Origin of the sequence: Salipiger pentaromativorans, from assembly GCF_024721115.1 — a bacterium.
GTDB classification, from domain to species: Bacteria; Pseudomonadota; Alphaproteobacteria; order Rhodobacterales; family Rhodobacteraceae; genus Salipiger; species Salipiger pentaromativorans.
The window spans coordinates 74,532-92,058 of sequence record NZ_JAMDHK010000010.1 but is presented as its reverse complement, the minus strand read 5'-3'; the positions used below and the strand labels follow the sequence as shown (position 1 = coordinate 92,058).

The window sequence follows — 17,527 nt, the reverse complement described above, 5'->3', positions numbered from 1 at the left end:
GCGGGCCGGCCCGTGGAGGGCCGGACAGCAGTGGATCTCGTCTCGTTCTTGGTGTGTAATTATTTTTATACTATGTTTCAATAAAAAAGTTTATGGGCATTATGGACAAAAAATGAAACCAAGGAGAACGACATGGAATTCACCGATACGCGCCTCATCGCGGCCCCCCGCGCGGTTGTCTGGGAGGCGCTGAACGACCCTGAGGTGCTTCGGGACTGTATTCCCGGCTGCAAGGAGCTGGAGATGCAGAGCGAGACGGAAATGTCCGCGACCGTGACCACGAAGATCGGTCCGATCTCGGCGACATTTCGCGGCAATGTGACGCTTAGCGATCTGAAACCATTGGAAACTTATGTCATCACCGGGGAAGGGAAGGGCGGCATCGCGGGCTTTGCCTCGGGGCAGGCCCGGATCGTGTTGAAAGAAGAGGGCGCACAAACGGAACTGAGCTACGTCGCCGAGGTCTCGGTGGGCGGCAAGCTGGCGCAGCTTGGCGGGCGGCTGATCCAGTCGACGGCCCGCAAACTCTCTGGACAATTTTTTGAACACTTCGCGCAGGCGGCGGAGGCGCGGGCCGCCGCCGAGGTGTAAAGGCGGGCTCAGGGCGCCCGCAGCTCTTCGAGCAGGCGGGCGCCGGACAAAAGACGGGCGTCGTCGAAGCGCGGCGCGATCAGCTGCACCCCAAGCGGCAGGCCCGAGGGGCCGCGCCCCCAGGGCACCGAGACCGAGGGGAATTGCAGCATCGTCCAGATCTCCTGCAGGCGCGGGTCGCCGGTGCTCTCGATGCCCTCGGGCGCCTCGCCGGGTGTGACGGGCGCGAGGATCAGGTCAGTCCCGGCAAAGATGGACGCGGTTTCCACCCGCCAGCGGTCCAGCTCGCGGCGCGCGGCCAGGTAGGCATCGGCGGTGATATCCGCCCCCTTCTCCGCCACCGCCCGCGATTTTGGCTGAAAGCGGTCGCTGGCGACAGATTCCCCGGCCATATTTCCGTGTCGTTCAAAGGCGTTGACCACGGCGCGGTGTTGGGTGAGCTCGGAAAACCCGTCGGGCAGGGTCAGATCGGACAACGCGGCGCCCGCCGCTGTCAGGGCGGCGGCGGCCCCGGCCAGCGCGTCGCGGGCCGGAGTATCGACCGTGTCCCAGAGATGGGTGCGGCAGAGGCCGATCTTCAGGTCCGCCGCTTGTGCGGTCCGGGCGGTCGTGCCGTTGGTCAGGGCGGCATGGACGATGGCGATGTCGGCGGTGTCGCGGGCGAAGAGGCCCACCGTGTCAAAGCTGTGCGCGGCGGCGAGCATGCCGGAAATCGGATAGACCCCCTGCGTCGGCTTGAACCCCGCGATACCGCAGAAGGCGGCGGGGCGCAGGACCGACCCGCCCGTCTGGGTGCCGAAGGCGAAGGCCGCCATGCGGGCCGCAACCGCCGCCGCCGATCCGCTGGACGAACCGCCCGGCGTGTGGGCGGGGTTCCAGGGGTTGACCGTCGCGGCGGGGGCGGTCCCGGCGAATTCGGCGGTGGCTGTCTTGCCGAGCGCGATGGCGCCCGCGGCCCTGGCCAGCGCCACGCATCCGGCGTCGAAGCGGGGCTGGTGGCCGCGATAGATCTTGGACCCCATTTCGGTGGGCATGTCGGCGGTGTCGAGCACATCCTTGATCGCAAAGGGAATGCCGCCGAGCGGGCCGCCGACCGAAGCGGCCGCCTGCCGGGCGCCGCCGGGATCGGTGTGCACGAAGGCGCCAAGCGCGCCGTCCGCCTCGGCAATGCGGGCAAGATGCGCCTCGACGAGATCGCGGGCCGAGAAATCGCCCCGGTCCAGACCCTGCCGCATGTCGCGCAGGCTCAGCCCGGTCAGCGTTACGTCGCGGGACATCGTGCCTCCATTTGTGCCATTAATGTTATTTGTTCAAATACCTGTGCAATTGTCACAGGTCAACGCAAAGCGCGGCTGTCAAACTTGCGGCGGTGCCGCTTTGGTGGTTCGCTGTACAATGATCAATTTTTGGGAGTACGACGTGAATCTGCAGTTTCATGAGATCGGCCAGAGGTTGCGTGCCTTTCGCCTCGGGTCGGGGCTGAGTGCCGACGAGATCGCCAAGAGAATCGGGATTTCCCGAACCGCCGTCTATCGGTTCGAAAAGGGCGATGTCGTCAAAATTGAGACTCTGATCAGCCTGTCCGAGCTGCTCGACGTGTCGCTGGCGACGCTGCTCGGCGTCGAGATCGAGTATATTTCCTCGGCGGTGACCTATTTTGAGCGGCTCCGGCAGCTTGAGGCGGAGGCGAACCAGATCGTCGTGCTCGCGGGGCCGATCTCGTTCCTGCTGGCGTCGGACGAGTTCCAGCACTCGCTGGAAAAGCTGCTCAAGGAAAGCGTTCCGGATGCCACTTCGCAGAGCGAAAAGGCGCTGGAGAATGTCGACCGGATCATCCAGATCCTCAAGGAGCGCAAGGCGAATTACCTGCAGCGCCGCCCGACCGTGGTGAACCTGATGTCCGCGAACGACTGTGTGCGGCTGCTGCGCGGCGGCTTTGTGGGGCGCCCCTTCCTGCCGCTGGCCGATCTCGAGGACCGGCGCGCCCGCGCGCGCAAGGAGGTGGAGCATTTCATCAACCTGATCGAAAGCGAGCCCATCGGCATCCAGATCGGCATCGTGACCGGCACCCTGCCGCACACGACCTTTCAGATCTTCCGCAACGGCGACCAGAAGACCCTGTCGATCAGCCCCTTCCGGCTGGGCGAGCAGCCCAACATCCGGCTGGGCGTTGCGATGATCACCCGCACCGAGGAGGCGGTCTCGCTTCATGAGAGCGTTGTGGATCAGATGTGGTCGGAATCGCTGAAGGGCCGCGAAGGCGCGGATTATCTGCGGGGGCTCATAGAGCGCGTAGAAATTGAGCAAAAAGGTCATTATTTGAGCGACGATGCTTCGTAGGCGGATCGCACGGGGGCATTTTTCGGAACTTGTAACATTTTTGGTAATTTCTCTTCCCATGTAACATTTTCTGGGTAAAGTTGGCTTGTGCGCTGGAGCGCCGGGGGTGTCCCCATGCTCCGGCACTTAACCCAAACCAAAACAGCCGCCGCCGGAACGACCGTGCCGGCAGCAGGGGGGTAAGATGAAGCTGAACACGATCTGTACCGCAGCAATGTTCCTGGGATGGGCCGCCACGGCGAACGCCCAGGCGATCAACGAATCCGTCTGCGGCGCGAGTCCGGGCGGGCTCTGGTCCCTCGTGGGCGCGGGGCTGGACAGCGCCGTGAAGGCCACGGTTCCCGGATCCACGATCACCTATCAGACGTCTTCGGGCGGGCTGGCGAATGTGGTTCAGGTCCAGAACGGCGGCTGTGCGCTTGGCATGGCCAACGATGGCGACCTTGCCTTCGCGGTCTCCGGGACCGAGCCTTTCAAGGCGCCGGTCGAGGGGCTGACCGCGCTGGCCGTGCTTTATGACTGGGCGCCGATCTGGTGGATCGCCCGCGCCGATTTCGCCGAGGAGTACGGCATCGAGAGCATCGCCGATCTGGCCGAGGTCAAGCCGCCGGTGCGGGTGGCCTTCAACCGCCGGGGTCTGCTGACCAGCGCCATCACGCTTGCCGAGTTCGAAGCGCTCGGCATCACCGAGGAAGAGGTCGAGTCCTGGGGCGGCAGCATCCAGTACCAGGCCTCGGGCGAGCAGACGACGCTGATGCGCGACGGCCGCATCGACCTGCTGGCCAATACGCTTTTTGAGGGCCACTCGACCCTGAGTCAGATGACCGACGCGGTGGAGCTGCGGCTTTTGCAGACCCCGGACGACGTGGCCGAGCAGGTGATCGAGACCTACAAGCTCAAGCCCTGGACGATCGCGGCCGAGAACAATCCCGGCGGCAACGGCGACATCAAGACCGTGACAACCTCGATCATCCTCTTCGCCAAAGGCGATCTCGACGAGGAAATCGCCTATCAGGTCACCAAGTCGATGATCGACAACCCGGCAAATATGGCGGCGGTCTCGGCGGCGATGGAGCGTTTCGCGCCCGAGGGTATGGTGGGGCAGAATGTGGTGCCGTTTCACCCTGGCGCCGTTCGCGCCTACACCGAGGCGGGTCTGATGTGATCCGCCTTCCGGACGCGCGGTGCTCCCCGTTCGCGCGTCCGGGCATCGCCCGCATGAACCCTTTCCAGGCCGTCCCGGTTCAGCCGGTCCGTCCAAGATTGTATGAAGACTGCTCAAATGACTGAGGTTCCCCTCCGCCCATCCCTGCTTCGCCGCGCCGCTGCGGCGTCGCTTTCCTCGGGCGTCCGCCGGGTGCCGGGCGGCGTGCTCGGGCATATCATCCGGTTCTTCGCCGTGCTGACCGCCGCGTTCACGGTCTACGCGGCCACCATGTCGACCTGGGACGTGCTGGCGCGCACCATCGTCTTCCTGACGATGATGCTGACCATGCTGTTCCTGCTGGTGGGCGCGACGCCGCGCTCGCGCAGCGACCGGCCGAGCAATCTGGATTTCCTGCTTTCGGCGGCAAGTTTCGCCTGCCTGATCTTTTTCTCGCTCGAGATCGAGGAGATCGCGGTCCGGATCACGCTGTTCGATCCGCTGCCGCTGAGCTACTGGATCTTCGGCTACGGGCTGCTGCTGCTGGCGCTCGAGGCGGCGCGGCGCACGGTTGGGATCGGGCTGACCGCCGTGGTGCTGGTGTTTATGGCCTATAACCTCTGGGGCCATAATTTCGACGGGCCGCTCAAGCACGGCTATATCAGCCTCGGGCATTTCCTCGACGTGACGGTGTTTACCACGGACGGTATCTTCGGCGTGCCGATGCAGGTCTCGGCGACCTACGCCTTCTTCTTCGTGATGTTCGGCACCTTTCTCGAGCGTGCCGGGGGCGGCGCGTTCTTCTTCGATCTTGCGGCCTCGCTGACCGGACGGTCGCGCGGCGGGCCGTCGAAGATCGCCGTGGTCTCTTCGGGGCTCTTCGGCATGATCTCGGGCAGTCCGACGGCGGATGTGGTCACCACCGGGTCGGTCACCATTCCGGTGATGCGCCGCCTGGGCTATCCGTCGCAGCTTGCCGCGGGCATCGAGGTCGCGGCCTCGACCGGCGGGTCGATCCTGCCGCCGGTGATGGGGGCCGCCGTCTTCATCATGGCCGAGTTCACCGGCATTCCCTATGTCTCGATCTGTTTCGCCGCCGCCGCCTCGGCGCTGCTGTACTACGCCGCCGTCTTTCTTCAGGTCGACCTGCGGGCGCGCCGGCTGAACGTGGGCGAACTCGATCCGGCGACCCTGCCGAGCGCGCGCAAGGTGCTGGCCGAGGGCTGGATGTTCATCGTGCCACTCGCGGTGCTGACCTTTGCGCTGATCGAGCATTTCAGCCCGACCTTCGTGGCGGTCTACGGCATCATTGCGCTGCTGGCGGTCTGGGTGCTGCGCTGGCGCAGCTTCTCGGTCCGGGCGGTCTATGAGGCGCTGGGGCAGACCACCACGAGCATGGTCTCGGTGACGGGCGCCTGTGCCGCCGCCGGGATGGTGATCGGAGGGATCACCATGACCGGGCTCGCCGGCAAGGTGTCGGAGCTGCTGGTGCTGATCGCGGGGGCCAACGAGTTCCTGACGCTGGTGATCGCCGCCGCCATGACCATCCTGCTTGGCATGGGAATGCCGACACCCGCCTCCTACGCGCTGGCCGCTGCCCTGGTGGGGCCGACGCTGGTGGGCAATTACGGGCTGTCGCTCATGCAGGCGCATCTGTTCCTGCTTTATTATGCCGTGCTCTCGGCGATGACCCCGCCGGTGGCGGTGGCGGCCTATGCGGCCTCGGCCATCGCCGATGCGAACCCGGTGGGCATCGCCGCGACCGCCTGCAAGCTCGCAGTGGCGGCATTCGTCCTGCCCTTCGCCTTCGTCTACGCTCCGGGGCTGATCCTCGAGGGCGGGATCGCGGCGATCGTGCTGGACATCCTGCGCTGCGGTGCGGGGGTGATCGCCATCGCCATCGCCGCCGAAGGCTACTGGCGCCAGACCCTGCCGCCGGTTGTGCGTGTCGCCACCGGGGCGGGAGGGCTTGCGCTGCTCTCGGGCCAGCCGCTGGTGGCGCTGGCCGGGGCCGTCTGTGTGGCCGCCGTGGCGGGGCTGGGCCTCGCCCGGCAGAAATCGACGCAAGGGTCCCTGTGACTATGACTGCATCTGACAAGACTGAGGCAAAGCCGCTCCGCGCGGAGCGCACCCGCTGGATCGGCCAGCGCGTGACCCGGCTTGAAGACCGCCCGATGGTGACCGGCACCGGCCATTACGTGGGTGACCTGAACCTGCCGAACCAGCTGCATGCGCGGGTGGTCCGCTCGGCCCATGCAAGGGGCCGGATCCTCGGGATCGACTGCGCCGAGGCACGGGCGCTGCCCGGCGTGGCGGCGGTCTGGACGGCGGAGGATCTGGGCGACCTGCCTCCGATCCCGTTCCGGGCGACCTCGATCAAGGGGCTCGACCCCTATTGCCAGCCCTGTCTGGCGCGGGGCGATGTGCGCTATGTCGGTGAGCCCGTGGCCATCGTCTTTGCCGAGACGCCGCAGATCGCCGAGGATGCCGCCGATCTGGTCTTTGCCGATGTCGATGAGATCGCGCCCTATCTGGATGCGACGCAGGATCCGCCAGACTTTGCCGAGGGCCATGGCTGCGAGCCGGTGGTGATCGAAAAGGGCTATGGCGATGCCGAGGCGGCCTTTGCGCAGGCCACCCATGTGATCGAGCTGGATCTGGGGATCGGACGGCATTCGGGCATTCCCATGGAGACGCGCGGCGCGCTGGCGGTCTGGGATGCCGGGCGCAGGCGGCTCGACATGTATGGCGCCACAAAGCGACCGCACTGGAACCGCGACCGGCTGGCCGAGATGTTCGGCATGTCGCCCTCGGAGATCGCCCTGCACGAGCCGCATGTGGGCGGGGGGTTCGGTATCCGCGGCGAGCTTTATCCCGAGGACGTTCTGGTCTGCCTCGCCGCGTTGCGGCTGGGCCGCCCGGTGAAATGGATCGAGGACCGGCGCGAGCACATGCAGAGTGCCAACCAGTCGCGCGAACAGACCCACCGTATCCGCGCCGCCATCGACGCCGACGGGCGCATCCTGGGGATCGACGAGACACTCTGGCACGATCAGGGCGCCTATGTGCGCACCCATGGCGCACGGGTGGCCGACATGAGCATCGGCCTGCTGCTTGGCCCCTACCGGGTGCCCGCCTATCGGGCCCGCGCCCATTACCGGCTGACCAACAAGACCCCCGCCGCCACCTACCGCGCGCCGGGGCGGTTCGAAGGCTCCTTCGTGCGGGAACGGATGATCGACGCCATCGCCGTGCGCATTGGGCTCGACCCGATGGAGGTGCGGCGGCGGAACTTCATCCGCGCCGACGAGATGCCCTTTGCCCGCAACCTCACCGCGCTGGAAACCGAGGTCATCCTCGACAGCGGCGATTATGAGGGGCTTTTGGGCAAGGCGCTGGCGTTCTCGGACTGGCAGCGGCTTTCGGCGGAGGCTGAAACGCGCCGCGCGGCGGGAGACTGCGTGGGCACGGGCCTTGGCTTTTTCGTCGAGAAAAGCGGGCTTGGCCCGTCGGAGCTGGTGCGGGTCTCGGTTTCGACCGACGGGCGGGTCGAGGTGGTGACGGGCGCGGCGTCGCTGGGGCAGGGGATGGAGACCGCCATGGCCCAGATCTGCGCCGAGACGCTGGGAGTGCATTATAACGTCATCCGTGTCGTGCACGGCGATACCGACCGTATCCCCTACGGCTATGGCGCCCATGCCAGCCGGGTGACGGTGATGACGGGCGAGGCGACGCGCCGCGCCGCGGAACTGCTGCGGGAGCGGGCGCTCGACATGGGGGCCGAGCTGTTGCAGGCGGCGCCGGAGACGCTGGATATTCTGGACGGCATGATCGTTTCGCGCGATGGCGCCGAGGTCTCGCTGGCCGAGGTGGCGCGGCATCTCGATCCCGCTTCGGCGACGCGGGGAGCGCGCGAGCCGGGGCTCGCCGCCGAGGCCTGGTTCCACAACAAACACATGAATTATCCCTATGGCGCGCATACCGCGATGGTCTCGGTGGATCCCGAGACCGGAGCGGTCAGGGTCGAGCGCTATTCGGTGACCTACGATGTGGGCCGCGCGGTGAACCCCGCGATGATCGAGGGTCAGATCCTCGGCGGTCTGTCGCAGGGGTTGGGCGGGGCGCTGTTCGAGGAGTTCCGCTATGACGAGAGCGGACAGCCCGTCTCGGTCACCTTCGCGGATTACCTGATGGTCAGCTCCGCCGAGATGCCGCCCTGCGACATCCTGATCCTCGAGGACGCGCCCTCGCCGCTGAACCCGCTTGGGCTCAAGGGCGCGGGCGAGGGCGGCGTGACGGCGGCGGGGGCGACCATCGCCTCGGCCATCGACGCGGCGCTCGGGCGTCCGGGGCTTGTCGAGCGGCTGCCCGCCACACCGCAATATATCCGCCGCCGCATCGCCGAATGGGACGCGGCCCACGGCACGCCGGAAGGCGCGGACGCATGAGCGGCGCGACCGGAGTGCCGGGATCGCTGGTCGGCGCGTCGGTCGGACGGCGCGAGGACGGCCCGCTGGTGCGCGGGAAGGGGCGGTTTCTCGACGATCTCGGGGTGCCGGGATGCCTGCATGTGGCGTTTCTGCGCAGCCCTGTCGCACATGCCGCCATCGGCGTGCCGGACCTGACCGAAGCCGCCGCCATGCCCGGCGTCGTGGCGGTTTACACGGCGGCGGATCTTGCGCCGCTTCTGCCCGGAGGCGACAGGCTTGCCGTGGCGCTGCCCTCCTCGGCCATCGCCTTTGCGCTCGACCGGCCCATCCTCGCCTCGGGCGAGACGGTCTATGTGGGCGAGCCGGTGGTGATGATCGTGGCCGAAAGCCGCGCCGCCGCCGAGGATGCGGCGGATGCGGTCTGGCTGGATTTCGACCCGCTGCCGGTCGCCGCCGATCCGGTGACCGCCCTGGAAGAAGGCGCCGCGCCCGCCCATAGCGGGCTGCCGCATAACCGGCTGGCGGAATTCGGGTTCGACTATGGCGACTGCGATGCGGCCTTTGCCGCCGCCGCCCACAGGGTGACGGGGACATTCACCGTCGACCGGGGCGGCTCGCATTCGATGGAGGGGCGCGGGGTGCTGGCGCGGACCGATGCGCTGACCGGACGGCTCGAGGTCTGGAGCTCGACCCAGACTCCGCATGCACTGAAAAAATCGCTCTGCACGCTGTTCGAGCGCGAGGATGCGGCGGTGAGCGTGCAGGCGCCGGATCTGGGCGGCGGCTTCGGGCCCAAGCTCGTCACCTATCCCGAGGAGATCGCCGTCGCGGCGGCGGCGGTCGATCTGGGGTGTCCGGTGAAATGGGTCGAGGACCGGCGCGAACATTTCACCTCGACCACGCAGGAGCGCGAACAGCATTGGTCGATGGAGATGGCGCTGGACGAAGACGGCGCGATCCTCGGGCTGCGGGGATCCATGGTGCACGACCACGGGGCCTGGACGGCGCGGGGGCTCAACGTGCCCTATGCCTCGGGGATGATGCTGCCGCTCATCTACCGCGTGCCCGCCTACGATCTGAAGATCGCCGTGGCGGTGACCAACAAGACGCCGGTCACGCCGGTGCGCGGAGCGGGGCAGCCGCAGGCGACCTTTGTCATGGAGCGTCTGATGGACCGGGCGGCGGAGGCCTGCGGGCTCGACCGCGCCGAGATCCGGCTGCGCAACCTCGTGGCGCCCGAAGAGATGCCCTGCGCCAAGGAGCTGAAGCTGCGGTCGGGCCGGCCGGTGATGCTCGACAGCGGCGATTATCCCGGCACGCAGAAAAGCGCCATGGCCGCGACCGGCTGGCATGGCTTTGCCGCGCGCCGCGCGGCAGCGCTGGCCGAGGGGCGTCGCCTGGGCATCGGCATGGCGAATTACATCGAGGGGACCGGGCGCGGCCCCTACGAGACGGTGACCGTGCGCATCCTGCGCAGCGGGCGCATCCATGTGGCGACCGGGGCTGCCGCGATGGGGCAGGGGCTTGCCACGGCGCTGGCGCAGATCGTCGCGGATCATCTGGGCCGGGATCCGGCGCTGGTGGATTTCTCGCTCGGCGACACGGCAGAGCCCTATGGTTTCGGCGGGTTCAACAGCCGCCAGACGGTGGTCGCGGGCGCTTCGGCGGATGCGGCAGCCAAGGTGGTGCGGACCCGCGTTCTGCGCGTGGCGGCGCATCTTCTCGAGGTGGATGAGGACGAGCTGGAGATCGACGGCGGTCTCGTGCGGCAGCGCAACGGCAACCGCAGCATCGACTTCGCCCGGCTCGCCCGCGAGGCGGAAGGTCTGCCCGGTTACGACCTGCCGGGGATCGAGACGCCGGGGCTGATGGCGACCGAGCGCGTGGTGATCGACGACATGGCCTATTCCAACGGTTGCTGCGTGGCCGAGGTCGAGGTGGATGCCGAGACCGGGCTGGTGCGGATCGGAACCCTGCATCTCAGCCACGATTGCGGGCGGATGGTGAACCCGGCCATGGTCGACGGCCAGATCCTCGGCGGGCTCGCCCACGGGCTGGGCAACGCGCTTTACGAGAAGATGGTCTATGACGACGAGGCGCAGCCGCTGAGCGTGACTTTCGCCGACTACCTGCTGGTCACCTCCGCCGAGATGCCCGAGGCGGATATCCTGCATCGCGAGACCTATTCGCCGCTCAACGCGCTCGGCGTGAAGGGCGTGGGCGAAAGCGGGGTCATCCCGGTTGCCGCCGCGGTCGCCTCGGCGATCGAGAACGCCCTTTCGGATCTCGGCGTGCGCGTCGATTTCGCCCCGGTCTCGCCACAGGCCCTGCGTGCCCGCATCGTGGCGGCGGGGCAGCGGGGCCAAGCCAACGGACAGGAACAAGGAGCGCAGTCATGAAACCCGCGCCATTCGCCTATCACAAACCGCAAAGCCTCGACGAAGCGCTGGCGCTGCTCTCCGAAGGGGCCGAAGAGGGCGCGCTCATCCTCGCCGGCGGCCAGAGCCTCGTGCCGATGATGGCGCTGCGTGTGGCCTATCCGCCGGCGCTGATCGACATCAACGGCATTGCCGGGCTCGATGCCGTGGAGGTTTCCGGGACACGCGTGCGGCTCGGAGCCACCGTGCGGCACGCGGCGTTTCACGATCCCGGCTTTCTGCCCGAGCCGCTGGGGCCGATGCTGCATGCGGTCGCGGAGAACATCGCGCATTACCCGATCCGCCAGCGCGGCACCTTCTGTGGCTCGCTCGCCCATGCGGACCCGTCTTCGGAATGGTGCCTCGTGGCTTCCGTGCTGGATGCGGAGATCGAGCTGCGCTCGGCGGGCGGTGAGCGGCGGCTGCGGCCTGCGGATTATTTCGAGGGGCCGATGATGACCCTGCGCGAGCCGGACGAGATGCTTGTTGGGGTGACCCTGGCGCGCCCGGCGCCCGGCACCTGCTGGGGGTTTTACGAGTTCAACCGCCGTGCCGGAGATTTCGCGCTCGGCATGGCGCTGGTGCTCTACGAGATCGAGGATGGCGTGATTGCCAACGCGCGGCTGGGGCTGGGCGGGATCGAGGAGCATCCCCGCCGCATCGCCACCGCCGAGGCGGTACTGAACGGGCGTGCGCCGGACGAGGCCGTTTTTGCCGAAGCCGCCGAAGCGGCCATGGCCGAAGTCGAACCCATGAGCGACGCCACCACCTCCGCCGATTACCGGCGCGATCTTGCCGGAACGGTGCTGCGCCGGGCGCTTGCCGCCGCCAGCCGCCGGACCACACACGAAGCCGCATGAGGCAGCCATGACCGAGACCATCGCCAAGACCGAGATTTCCTTTACCGTAAACGGGCGGCCCCGGACCGTAACCGTCGAGCCCCGCAAGACCCTGGCGGATACGCTGCGCGAGGACTGCGGGCTGACCGGCACCCATGTCGGCTGCGAGCACGGCGTCTGCGGCGCCTGCACCGTCCTCGTCGACGGCAAGGCGGTGCGGTCCTGCCTGATGTTCGGGGCGCAGGCGGACGGCGCCGAGATCCGCACGGTCGAGGGGCTTGCCGAGGGCGAGGCGCTGGCGCCGCTGCAGGAGGCCTTTATCCGCAACCACGCGCTGCAATGCGGTTTCTGCACGCCGGGGTTCCTGATGCTGATCACCGGCGCGCTCGACGAGAATCCCGACATCAGGGACGAGGAGCTGACCGAGATCCTGTCGTCGAACCTCTGCCGCTGCACGGGCTACCGCAACATCATCCGCGCCGCCATCGAGACCGCCGAAACCCTGCGCCGGTCGCGCGGCGCTGCCTGAGGAGGATCCCGCCATGTCGCTTCTCACCCTGCGCGATCACGGACGTTACGACTATGTTCCGCTGCCCGAGCGGCCGGATTTTACCTGGCCCGGCGGCAAGCGGCTTTCGGTCAGCATCTGCAACAATATCGAGGTCTTCAGCTTTCGCGAGGGGCTGGGATCGGACAGCGCCACGGTGGGTGCGCCGCCGACCAGCCGCAACTATGCGTGGAAGGATTACGGCAACCGGGTCGGCCAGTGGTATCTCTTCGATCTGCTGGACGAGCTGGGCTTTCCCGCGTCGCATAATTTCAATTCGCTGCTGTTCCAGACCTGCCCGCAGATCGCCGAGCGGATCAAGGCGCGGGGCGACGAATTCGTGGGGCATGGCCGGACCAACGGCGAGCGGCAGGATGCCTTTGACGAGCCCATCGAACGGGCGCTCATCGCCGAGGCCTTTGACGCGATCGAGGCGTTCGACGGCAAGGCGCCGGGTGGCTGGCTGGGGCCGTGGCTGGCGCAGACGGATGTGACGCTCGACCTGCTGAAGGAGGTGGGTTTCACCTATCAGCTCGACTGGCCCGCCGACGATCAGCCGTTCTGGATGAAGACGCGCTCGGGGCCGATCCTGTCGGTGCCCTATTCCATCGAGGTCAACGACAGCCCGACAATGGTCTACCGCCACGAGGGCGCGGGCGATTTCGAGCGGATGATGATCGACCAGTTCGACGAGATGCTGCTGCAGTCCCGGAAATACCCGCTCTGCTATACCATCGTGCTGCATCCCTTCGTGATCGGTCAGCCCTACCGGCTGCGGGCATTGCGGCGGGCGCTCGAGCATATCAACCGGCATCGCGACGATGTCTGGATCACCACCCCCGGGCAGGTCGCCGCTCATTATGCCGGGCTGTTTCCGCCCGACAGCGTGGCCTGACCGCGAAACCCCCAGCACCTGCGCCGGGGTGCGACGGGTGCCCCGGCCTCATCCAAGAGGCCCAACATGCAGAAAACACTCAAGCTCGGCGCGTCGATCCGCGGCGTCGGTTACCATGTCTCCGCCTGGAGGCACCCGGATGTGGATCCGCGCGCGGCCGAGAAGATCGGCCATTATGCCGAGCTTGCCCGCATTGCCGAGGCCGGGCTTTTCGACATGGTGTTCTTTGCCGATGCGCTGGCGACGCGCGCCATCGACAGCCCGCTCGGCGCCGCCGCGCGCTATCCGGGCGACGCGATCCTCGATCCGCTGATGATCCTGCCAGCGCTTGCCATGGAAACGCGGCATGTGGGGCTGGTCGCAACCTCGTCGACCACCTATCACGAGCCCTATCACATCGCCCGGCGCTTTGCCGCGCTCGACCATATCAGCGGCGGGCGCGCGGGCTGGAACGTCGTCACCTCCTTTTCGAACCGCGAGGCGGCGAATTTCAACCGCGCCGAACAGCTGAGCAAACCCGAGCGCTACGCGCGGGCGACGGAGTTCCTGGAGACAGCGATCGGACTCTGGGACAGCTGGGAAGAGGGCGCCCTCGTCGCGGACAGGCAGAGCGGTCTGTTCTTCGATCCGTCGAAGGTGCATGCGGTGAACCATGTCGGGCCGCATTTCCAGGTGGCGGGGCCTCTGACCTCGTCGCGCGTGCCGCAGGGCCGGCCGCTCATCGTGCAGGCCGGGGCCTCGGAGGAGGGGCTGGACCTCGCCGGGCGCTATGCGGATGTGGTCTATTCGATCCCGCGCAGCATCGAGGCGGCGATTGCCAATCGCCGCGAGCTGCAGGCACGCGCCGTCAAGTTCGGACGGACGGGCGACCAGATCCTGTCGATGCCGGGGGTGCAGGTCATCTCGGGGGAAACCGAGGCGGAGGCGCGCGAGAAATACCGGGTGCTGCTCGACATCGTCGATCCGCTGACGGCGCTGGGGATGCTGAACCGGCAGTTCGGCGATGTGTTCACCCCCGAAATGCTGGACGAGCCGGTGCCGGCGGAGGGACCGGCAGAGGGCACGTCCTATTCCGTCGCGAGGGAATCGGTGAAGCGCGCCCGCGAGAAAAGCTGGACCCTGCGGCAGCTCTGTCAGCGGGTCGGGCTGGGGCAGCATTTCCAGATCGTGGGCACGCATGATCGGGCGGCGGAGGTGTTGGCGGAGTGGTTCACCTCGGGCGCCTGCGACGGGTTCAATGTCCTGCCATCGCACACCCCCGGCAACCTTGCGGATTTCGTCGAACACATTGTGCCAAGGCTTCAGCAGCGTGGCCTGTTCCGGACCGCCTACGAAGGCGCGACCCTGCGCGAAAACCTCGGGCTCGCGCCGCTGTGAGTCGGATCGCGAGGCAAGGGGGAGAACAAAAATATTGTAGAATACAAATTTTGGTATAATCTAGCGATATAGAGAAATTTCGTAACGAGTCGCGGTTCTTGCGACTCACCCCCGGGAACGGGCGGCGACAGCAGGCGAAAGGGATGGGACGATGGCGCCAGCCAAGAGCGCGACGCGGCAGATGAAACTGGCTCTGCACATTCATGCGACGGGCCACCATGTCGCGGCCTGGCATCATCCGCGGTCGCAGATCGACGCAGGCTCGAACCCGCGCCATTATATCGAGATGGCGCAGCTTGCCGAACGTGGGAAGTTCGACCTGATCTTTCTTGCGGATTCCCTGGCGATCCGGCTGGGCGATGTGAAGGCCAAGGGGCGCTGGCCGCAATATCTCGCCTATTTCGAGCCGCTGACGCTGCTTTCGACGCTTGCGGCGGCGACCTCGCGCATCGGCCTCGTGGCGACGGCGAGCACCAGCTATACCGAGCCCTACAACCTTGCCCGCTCTTTCGGCTCGCTCGACCACCTGAGTGCGGGCCGGGCGGGGTGGAACATCGTCACCACCGGCAACGCCGCCTCGAGCCGGAACTTCGGACGTCCCGAGCATTTCGAGCACGAGGACCGCTACAGGCGCGCGCAGGAATTCGTCGAGATCGTCTGCGGGCTCTGGGACAGCTACGACGACGACGCCTTTGTCATGGATCGCGCCTCGGGGCTTTATGCCGATCTCGACAAGATGCATGTGCTGCATCACGAGGGCGAGTCCTTTTCGGTCGAGGGGCCGCTCAATATGCGGCGCCCGCCGCAGGGGCGCCCTGTGCTCTTTCAGGCGGGCACCTCGGAGACCGGCAAGGAGACGGCGGCGCGCAATGCCGACGTGGTCTTTATGCAGCAGCAGTCGCTGGAACGCTGCCGGTCCCTGCGCGAGGACATCCGGGGGCGCCTGCCGAAACACGGGCGCGATCCGGACGAGATCCTCGTCATGCCGGGCATGGCGGTCACCGTCGGACGCACCGAGGCCGAGGCACGGGAGCAGCACGATTTCCTTCAGTCCAAGATCCACCCCGATGTCGGTCGCGCAATCCTGTCGGCGGAGCTGGGCTATATCGACCTGCCCGAGATGCCGCTCGACGAGCCGTTTCCGCTCGATCTGATCCCCGAGATCGACGGCGGTGTGCGCTCGACCGCGCAGGCCCTGCGCCGGGTGGTCGAGGCCGAGCGGCCCACCGTGCGCGAGCTTTACCAGCGCTACGCCAACGGGCGCGGCTCGCATCAGATCGTCGGCGATGCCGTGCAGGTGGCGGACGAGCTGGAACACTGGTTCCGCAGCGGGGCGGGGGACGGGTTCATCATCCAGCCCGCGGTTCTGCCCGGCGGGCTCGAGGATTTTGTCGAACTGGTGGTGCCCGAACTTCAGCGCCGGGGCCTCTACCGGGAGGAATACGAGGGCGCCACCCTGCGCGATCATCTTGGGCTTGCCCGCCCGGAAAGCCGCTATGCACGGCCTGCGCTGCAGGACGCAAACTGATCCCGCCACGCGCGGGGCAATGGAAAGGAACGGATATGAGTGACCGCAAGATGAGGCTCGGTGCATCGGTACGCGGGCTGGGCTATCACCCGACCGGCTGGCTGGATCCGGATGTCCCGGCGGACGGCGCGATCAATTTCAACTTCTATCTCGATCTTGCCAAGACGCTGGAAAGCGCTTTCTTCGACATCTTCTTCCTGGCCGATCACAGCGCGTTCTTTTCGCCCAACATCCCCGAGGGCGCGCTCGGGCGCTCCGATGGCGGGGCCGAGTTCGAGCCGATCACGCTGCTGGCGGCGCTGAGCGCGGTCACCAGCAATATCGGGCTCGTGGCCACCGTGTCCTCGACCTTTCACCAGCCTTTCCAGCTCGCCCGCCAGCTCGGCTCGGTCGATCATCTCAGCGGCGGCCGCATGGGCTGGAACGTGGTCACCTCGTCGCGCGACGCGGAGGCGCGGAATTTCGGAGAGGAGAAGATCCTCGAAAAGGGCCTGCGCTACCAGCGCGCCAAAGAGATGCTCGACGTGTGTTTCGGGCTCTGGAACAGCTGGGAGGACGATGCCTTTCCGCGCGACCGGGAGCGTGGCGTGTTCTTCGAGCCGTCCAAGATGCACCCGATCAATCACAAGGGCGCGTTCTTCCGCGTCGATGGTCCGCTCTCGCAGCCGCGTTCGCCGCAGGGCCGCCCGGTGATTTTTCAGGCGGGTGCCTCGGAAGCGGGGTTGGATTTCGCCGCCTCCAAGGCCGAGGTGATCTATGCCCTGCAAAGCGATTTCGACTCCGCCAGGGCCGCCTATGCCTCGATGAAGGAGCGGGTGAAGAAATTTGGCCGCAGCCCCGACGACATCCGCATCCTGCCCGGCCTGATGCCGGTGGTGGGCGAGACCCGCGCCGATGCGGAGGCGTGGAAGCGCCAGTCGCAGAAGGATCTCGACCCGATCGTGGGTCTTCAGCGGCTCGCGCGGCATTTCGGCGACCTGTCCAAATACGATATCGACGGCCCCTTCCCGGACGAGGTGAAATCCATCTCGGGGATCAGCCGGAGCGATCTCTATCTCGAACAGGCGCGCCGCGAGGGTTGGTCGATCCGGCAGCTCTACGAGAATGCGGTGATCAGCGACCAGCATCTCGAGGTGGTGGGCTCGCCCTCGGACATCGCCGATGTCATGGAGAAGTGGTTCACCGAGGGCGCCGCCGACGGCTTCAACATCCTGCCGGCGAAATCCCCGCGCGACATCCATGCCTTCGTCGAACTGGTGGTGCCCGAGCTTCAGCGCCGGGGCCTTTATCGAACGGAATACGAGAGCACGACGCTGCGCGGGAATCTCGGCTTGCCGGACGTTCCCTCGCCTTGGGTTTGAGGCCGGAGGAAGCCGGCGCAGGAGCGCAAATCCTGAGCCAAAAACATTACCGATATGG

Annotated in this window: 13 protein-coding genes; 12 read left to right on the top strand and 1 reads right to left on the bottom strand. The window is 66.9% G+C overall.

Annotated features, from left to right (window positions below; translation table 11 throughout):
• Positions 1–132: 132 nt before the first annotated feature.
• The gene (locus M4578_RS15385) at positions 133–591 is read left to right on the top strand and encodes an SRPBCC family protein (protein ID WP_258094179.1); all 459 of its coding nucleotides are present in this window, start codon (positions 133–135) and stop codon (positions 589–591) included.
• A gap of 8 nt (positions 592–599) precedes the next feature.
• Here M4578_RS15385 and M4578_RS15380 read toward each other — a convergent pair whose 3' ends face one another.
• Complete coding sequence (locus M4578_RS15380) at positions 600–1,868, bottom strand: amidase (RefSeq protein WP_258094178.1); 1,269 nt, start codon at positions 1,866–1,868, stop codon at positions 600–602.
• A gap of 142 nt (positions 1,869–2,010) precedes the next feature.
• On the opposite strand from M4578_RS15380, the gene M4578_RS15375 reads away from it, so the two are divergent.
• The 11 genes from M4578_RS15375 to M4578_RS15325 all read left to right on the top strand — a co-directional run bounded on the left by M4578_RS15375 (position 2,011) and on the right by M4578_RS15325 (position 17,469).
• Positions 2,011–2,931 carry a helix-turn-helix domain-containing protein gene (locus tag M4578_RS15375; protein WP_258094177.1) on the top strand — a complete coding sequence of 307 codons (921 nt, stop codon included), beginning with the start codon at positions 2,011–2,013 and terminating at the stop codon, positions 2,929–2,931.
• Positions 2,932–3,115: 184 nt separating this feature from the next.
• The gene (locus tag M4578_RS15370) at positions 3,116–4,096 is read left to right on the top strand and encodes a TAXI family TRAP transporter solute-binding subunit (RefSeq protein WP_258094176.1); all 981 of its coding nucleotides are present in this window, start codon (positions 3,116–3,118) and stop codon (positions 4,094–4,096) included.
• Positions 4,097–4,213: 117 nt separating this feature from the next.
• Positions 4,214–6,154: a TRAP transporter permease gene (locus tag M4578_RS15365; protein ID WP_258094175.1), complete on the top strand. Its 1,941-nt coding sequence runs from the start codon at positions 4,214–4,216 to the stop codon at positions 6,152–6,154.
• A 2-nt stretch (positions 6,155–6,156) separates the two neighbouring features.
• On the top strand, positions 6,157–8,523 hold the full coding sequence (locus M4578_RS15360) for a xanthine dehydrogenase family protein molybdopterin-binding subunit (protein ID WP_258094174.1): 2,367 nt from the start codon (positions 6,157–6,159) through the stop codon (positions 8,521–8,523).
• Positions 8,520–10,904, top strand: coding sequence for a xanthine dehydrogenase family protein molybdopterin-binding subunit (locus M4578_RS15355; protein ID WP_258094173.1), 2,385 nt, complete (start codon positions 8,520–8,522; stop codon positions 10,902–10,904). The genes M4578_RS15360 and M4578_RS15355 overlap by 4 nt, the downstream gene beginning before the upstream one ends.
• Positions 10,901–11,782 carry an FAD binding domain-containing protein gene (locus tag M4578_RS15350; RefSeq protein WP_258094172.1) on the top strand — a complete coding sequence of 294 codons (882 nt, stop codon included), beginning with the start codon at positions 10,901–10,903 and terminating at the stop codon, positions 11,780–11,782. The genes M4578_RS15355 and M4578_RS15350 overlap by 4 nt, the downstream gene beginning before the upstream one ends.
• A 7-nt stretch (positions 11,783–11,789) precedes the next feature.
• Positions 11,790–12,290: a (2Fe-2S)-binding protein gene (locus M4578_RS15345; RefSeq protein WP_274705650.1), complete on the top strand. Its 501-nt coding sequence runs from the start codon at positions 11,790–11,792 to the stop codon at positions 12,288–12,290.
• Between the two features lie 13 nt (positions 12,291–12,303).
• The gene (locus M4578_RS15340; RefSeq protein WP_258094171.1) at positions 12,304–13,203 is read left to right on the top strand and encodes a polysaccharide deacetylase family protein; all 900 of its coding nucleotides are present in this window, start codon (positions 12,304–12,306) and stop codon (positions 13,201–13,203) included.
• A gap of 66 nt (positions 13,204–13,269) precedes the next feature.
• Positions 13,270–14,580: an LLM class flavin-dependent oxidoreductase gene (locus M4578_RS15335; RefSeq protein WP_258094170.1), complete on the top strand. Its 1,311-nt coding sequence runs from the start codon at positions 13,270–13,272 to the stop codon at positions 14,578–14,580.
• Positions 14,581–14,731: 151 nt separating this feature from the next.
• Positions 14,732–16,108: an LLM class flavin-dependent oxidoreductase gene (locus tag M4578_RS15330; RefSeq protein ID WP_258094169.1), complete on the top strand. Its 1,377-nt coding sequence runs from the start codon at positions 14,732–14,734 to the stop codon at positions 16,106–16,108.
• 35 nt (positions 16,109–16,143) lie between these two features.
• Positions 16,144–17,469: an LLM class flavin-dependent oxidoreductase gene (locus M4578_RS15325; protein ID WP_258094168.1), complete on the top strand. Its 1,326-nt coding sequence runs from the start codon at positions 16,144–16,146 to the stop codon at positions 17,467–17,469.
• The last annotated feature ends 58 nt before the right edge of the window (positions 17,470–17,527 follow it).

Coding starts and splice junctions, on each gene's coding strand:
- M4578_RS15385 (WP_258094179.1), top strand. CDS start 133: ATGGAATTCACCGATACGCGCCTCATCGCGGCCCCCCGCGCGGTTGTC.
- M4578_RS15380 (WP_258094178.1), bottom strand. CDS start 1,868: ATGTCCCGCGACGTAACGCTGACCGGGCTGAGCCTGCGCGACATGCGG.
- M4578_RS15370 (WP_258094176.1), top strand. CDS start 3,116: ATGAAGCTGAACACGATCTGTACCGCAGCAATGTTCCTGGGATGGGCC.
- M4578_RS15365 (WP_258094175.1), top strand. CDS start 4,214: ATGACTGAGGTTCCCCTCCGCCCATCCCTGCTTCGCCGCGCCGCTGCG.
- M4578_RS15360 (WP_258094174.1), top strand. CDS start 6,157: ATGACTGCATCTGACAAGACTGAGGCAAAGCCGCTCCGCGCGGAGCGC.
- M4578_RS15355 (WP_258094173.1), top strand. CDS start 8,520: ATGAGCGGCGCGACCGGAGTGCCGGGATCGCTGGTCGGCGCGTCGGTC.
- M4578_RS15350 (WP_258094172.1), top strand. CDS start 10,901: ATGAAACCCGCGCCATTCGCCTATCACAAACCGCAAAGCCTCGACGAA.
- M4578_RS15345 (WP_274705650.1), top strand. CDS start 11,790: ATGACCGAGACCATCGCCAAGACCGAGATTTCCTTTACCGTAAACGGG.
- M4578_RS15340 (WP_258094171.1), top strand. CDS start 12,304: ATGTCGCTTCTCACCCTGCGCGATCACGGACGTTACGACTATGTTCCG.
- M4578_RS15335 (WP_258094170.1), top strand. CDS start 13,270: ATGCAGAAAACACTCAAGCTCGGCGCGTCGATCCGCGGCGTCGGTTAC.
- M4578_RS15330 (WP_258094169.1), top strand. CDS start 14,732: ATGGCGCCAGCCAAGAGCGCGACGCGGCAGATGAAACTGGCTCTGCAC.
- M4578_RS15325 (WP_258094168.1), top strand. CDS start 16,144: ATGAGTGACCGCAAGATGAGGCTCGGTGCATCGGTACGCGGGCTGGGC.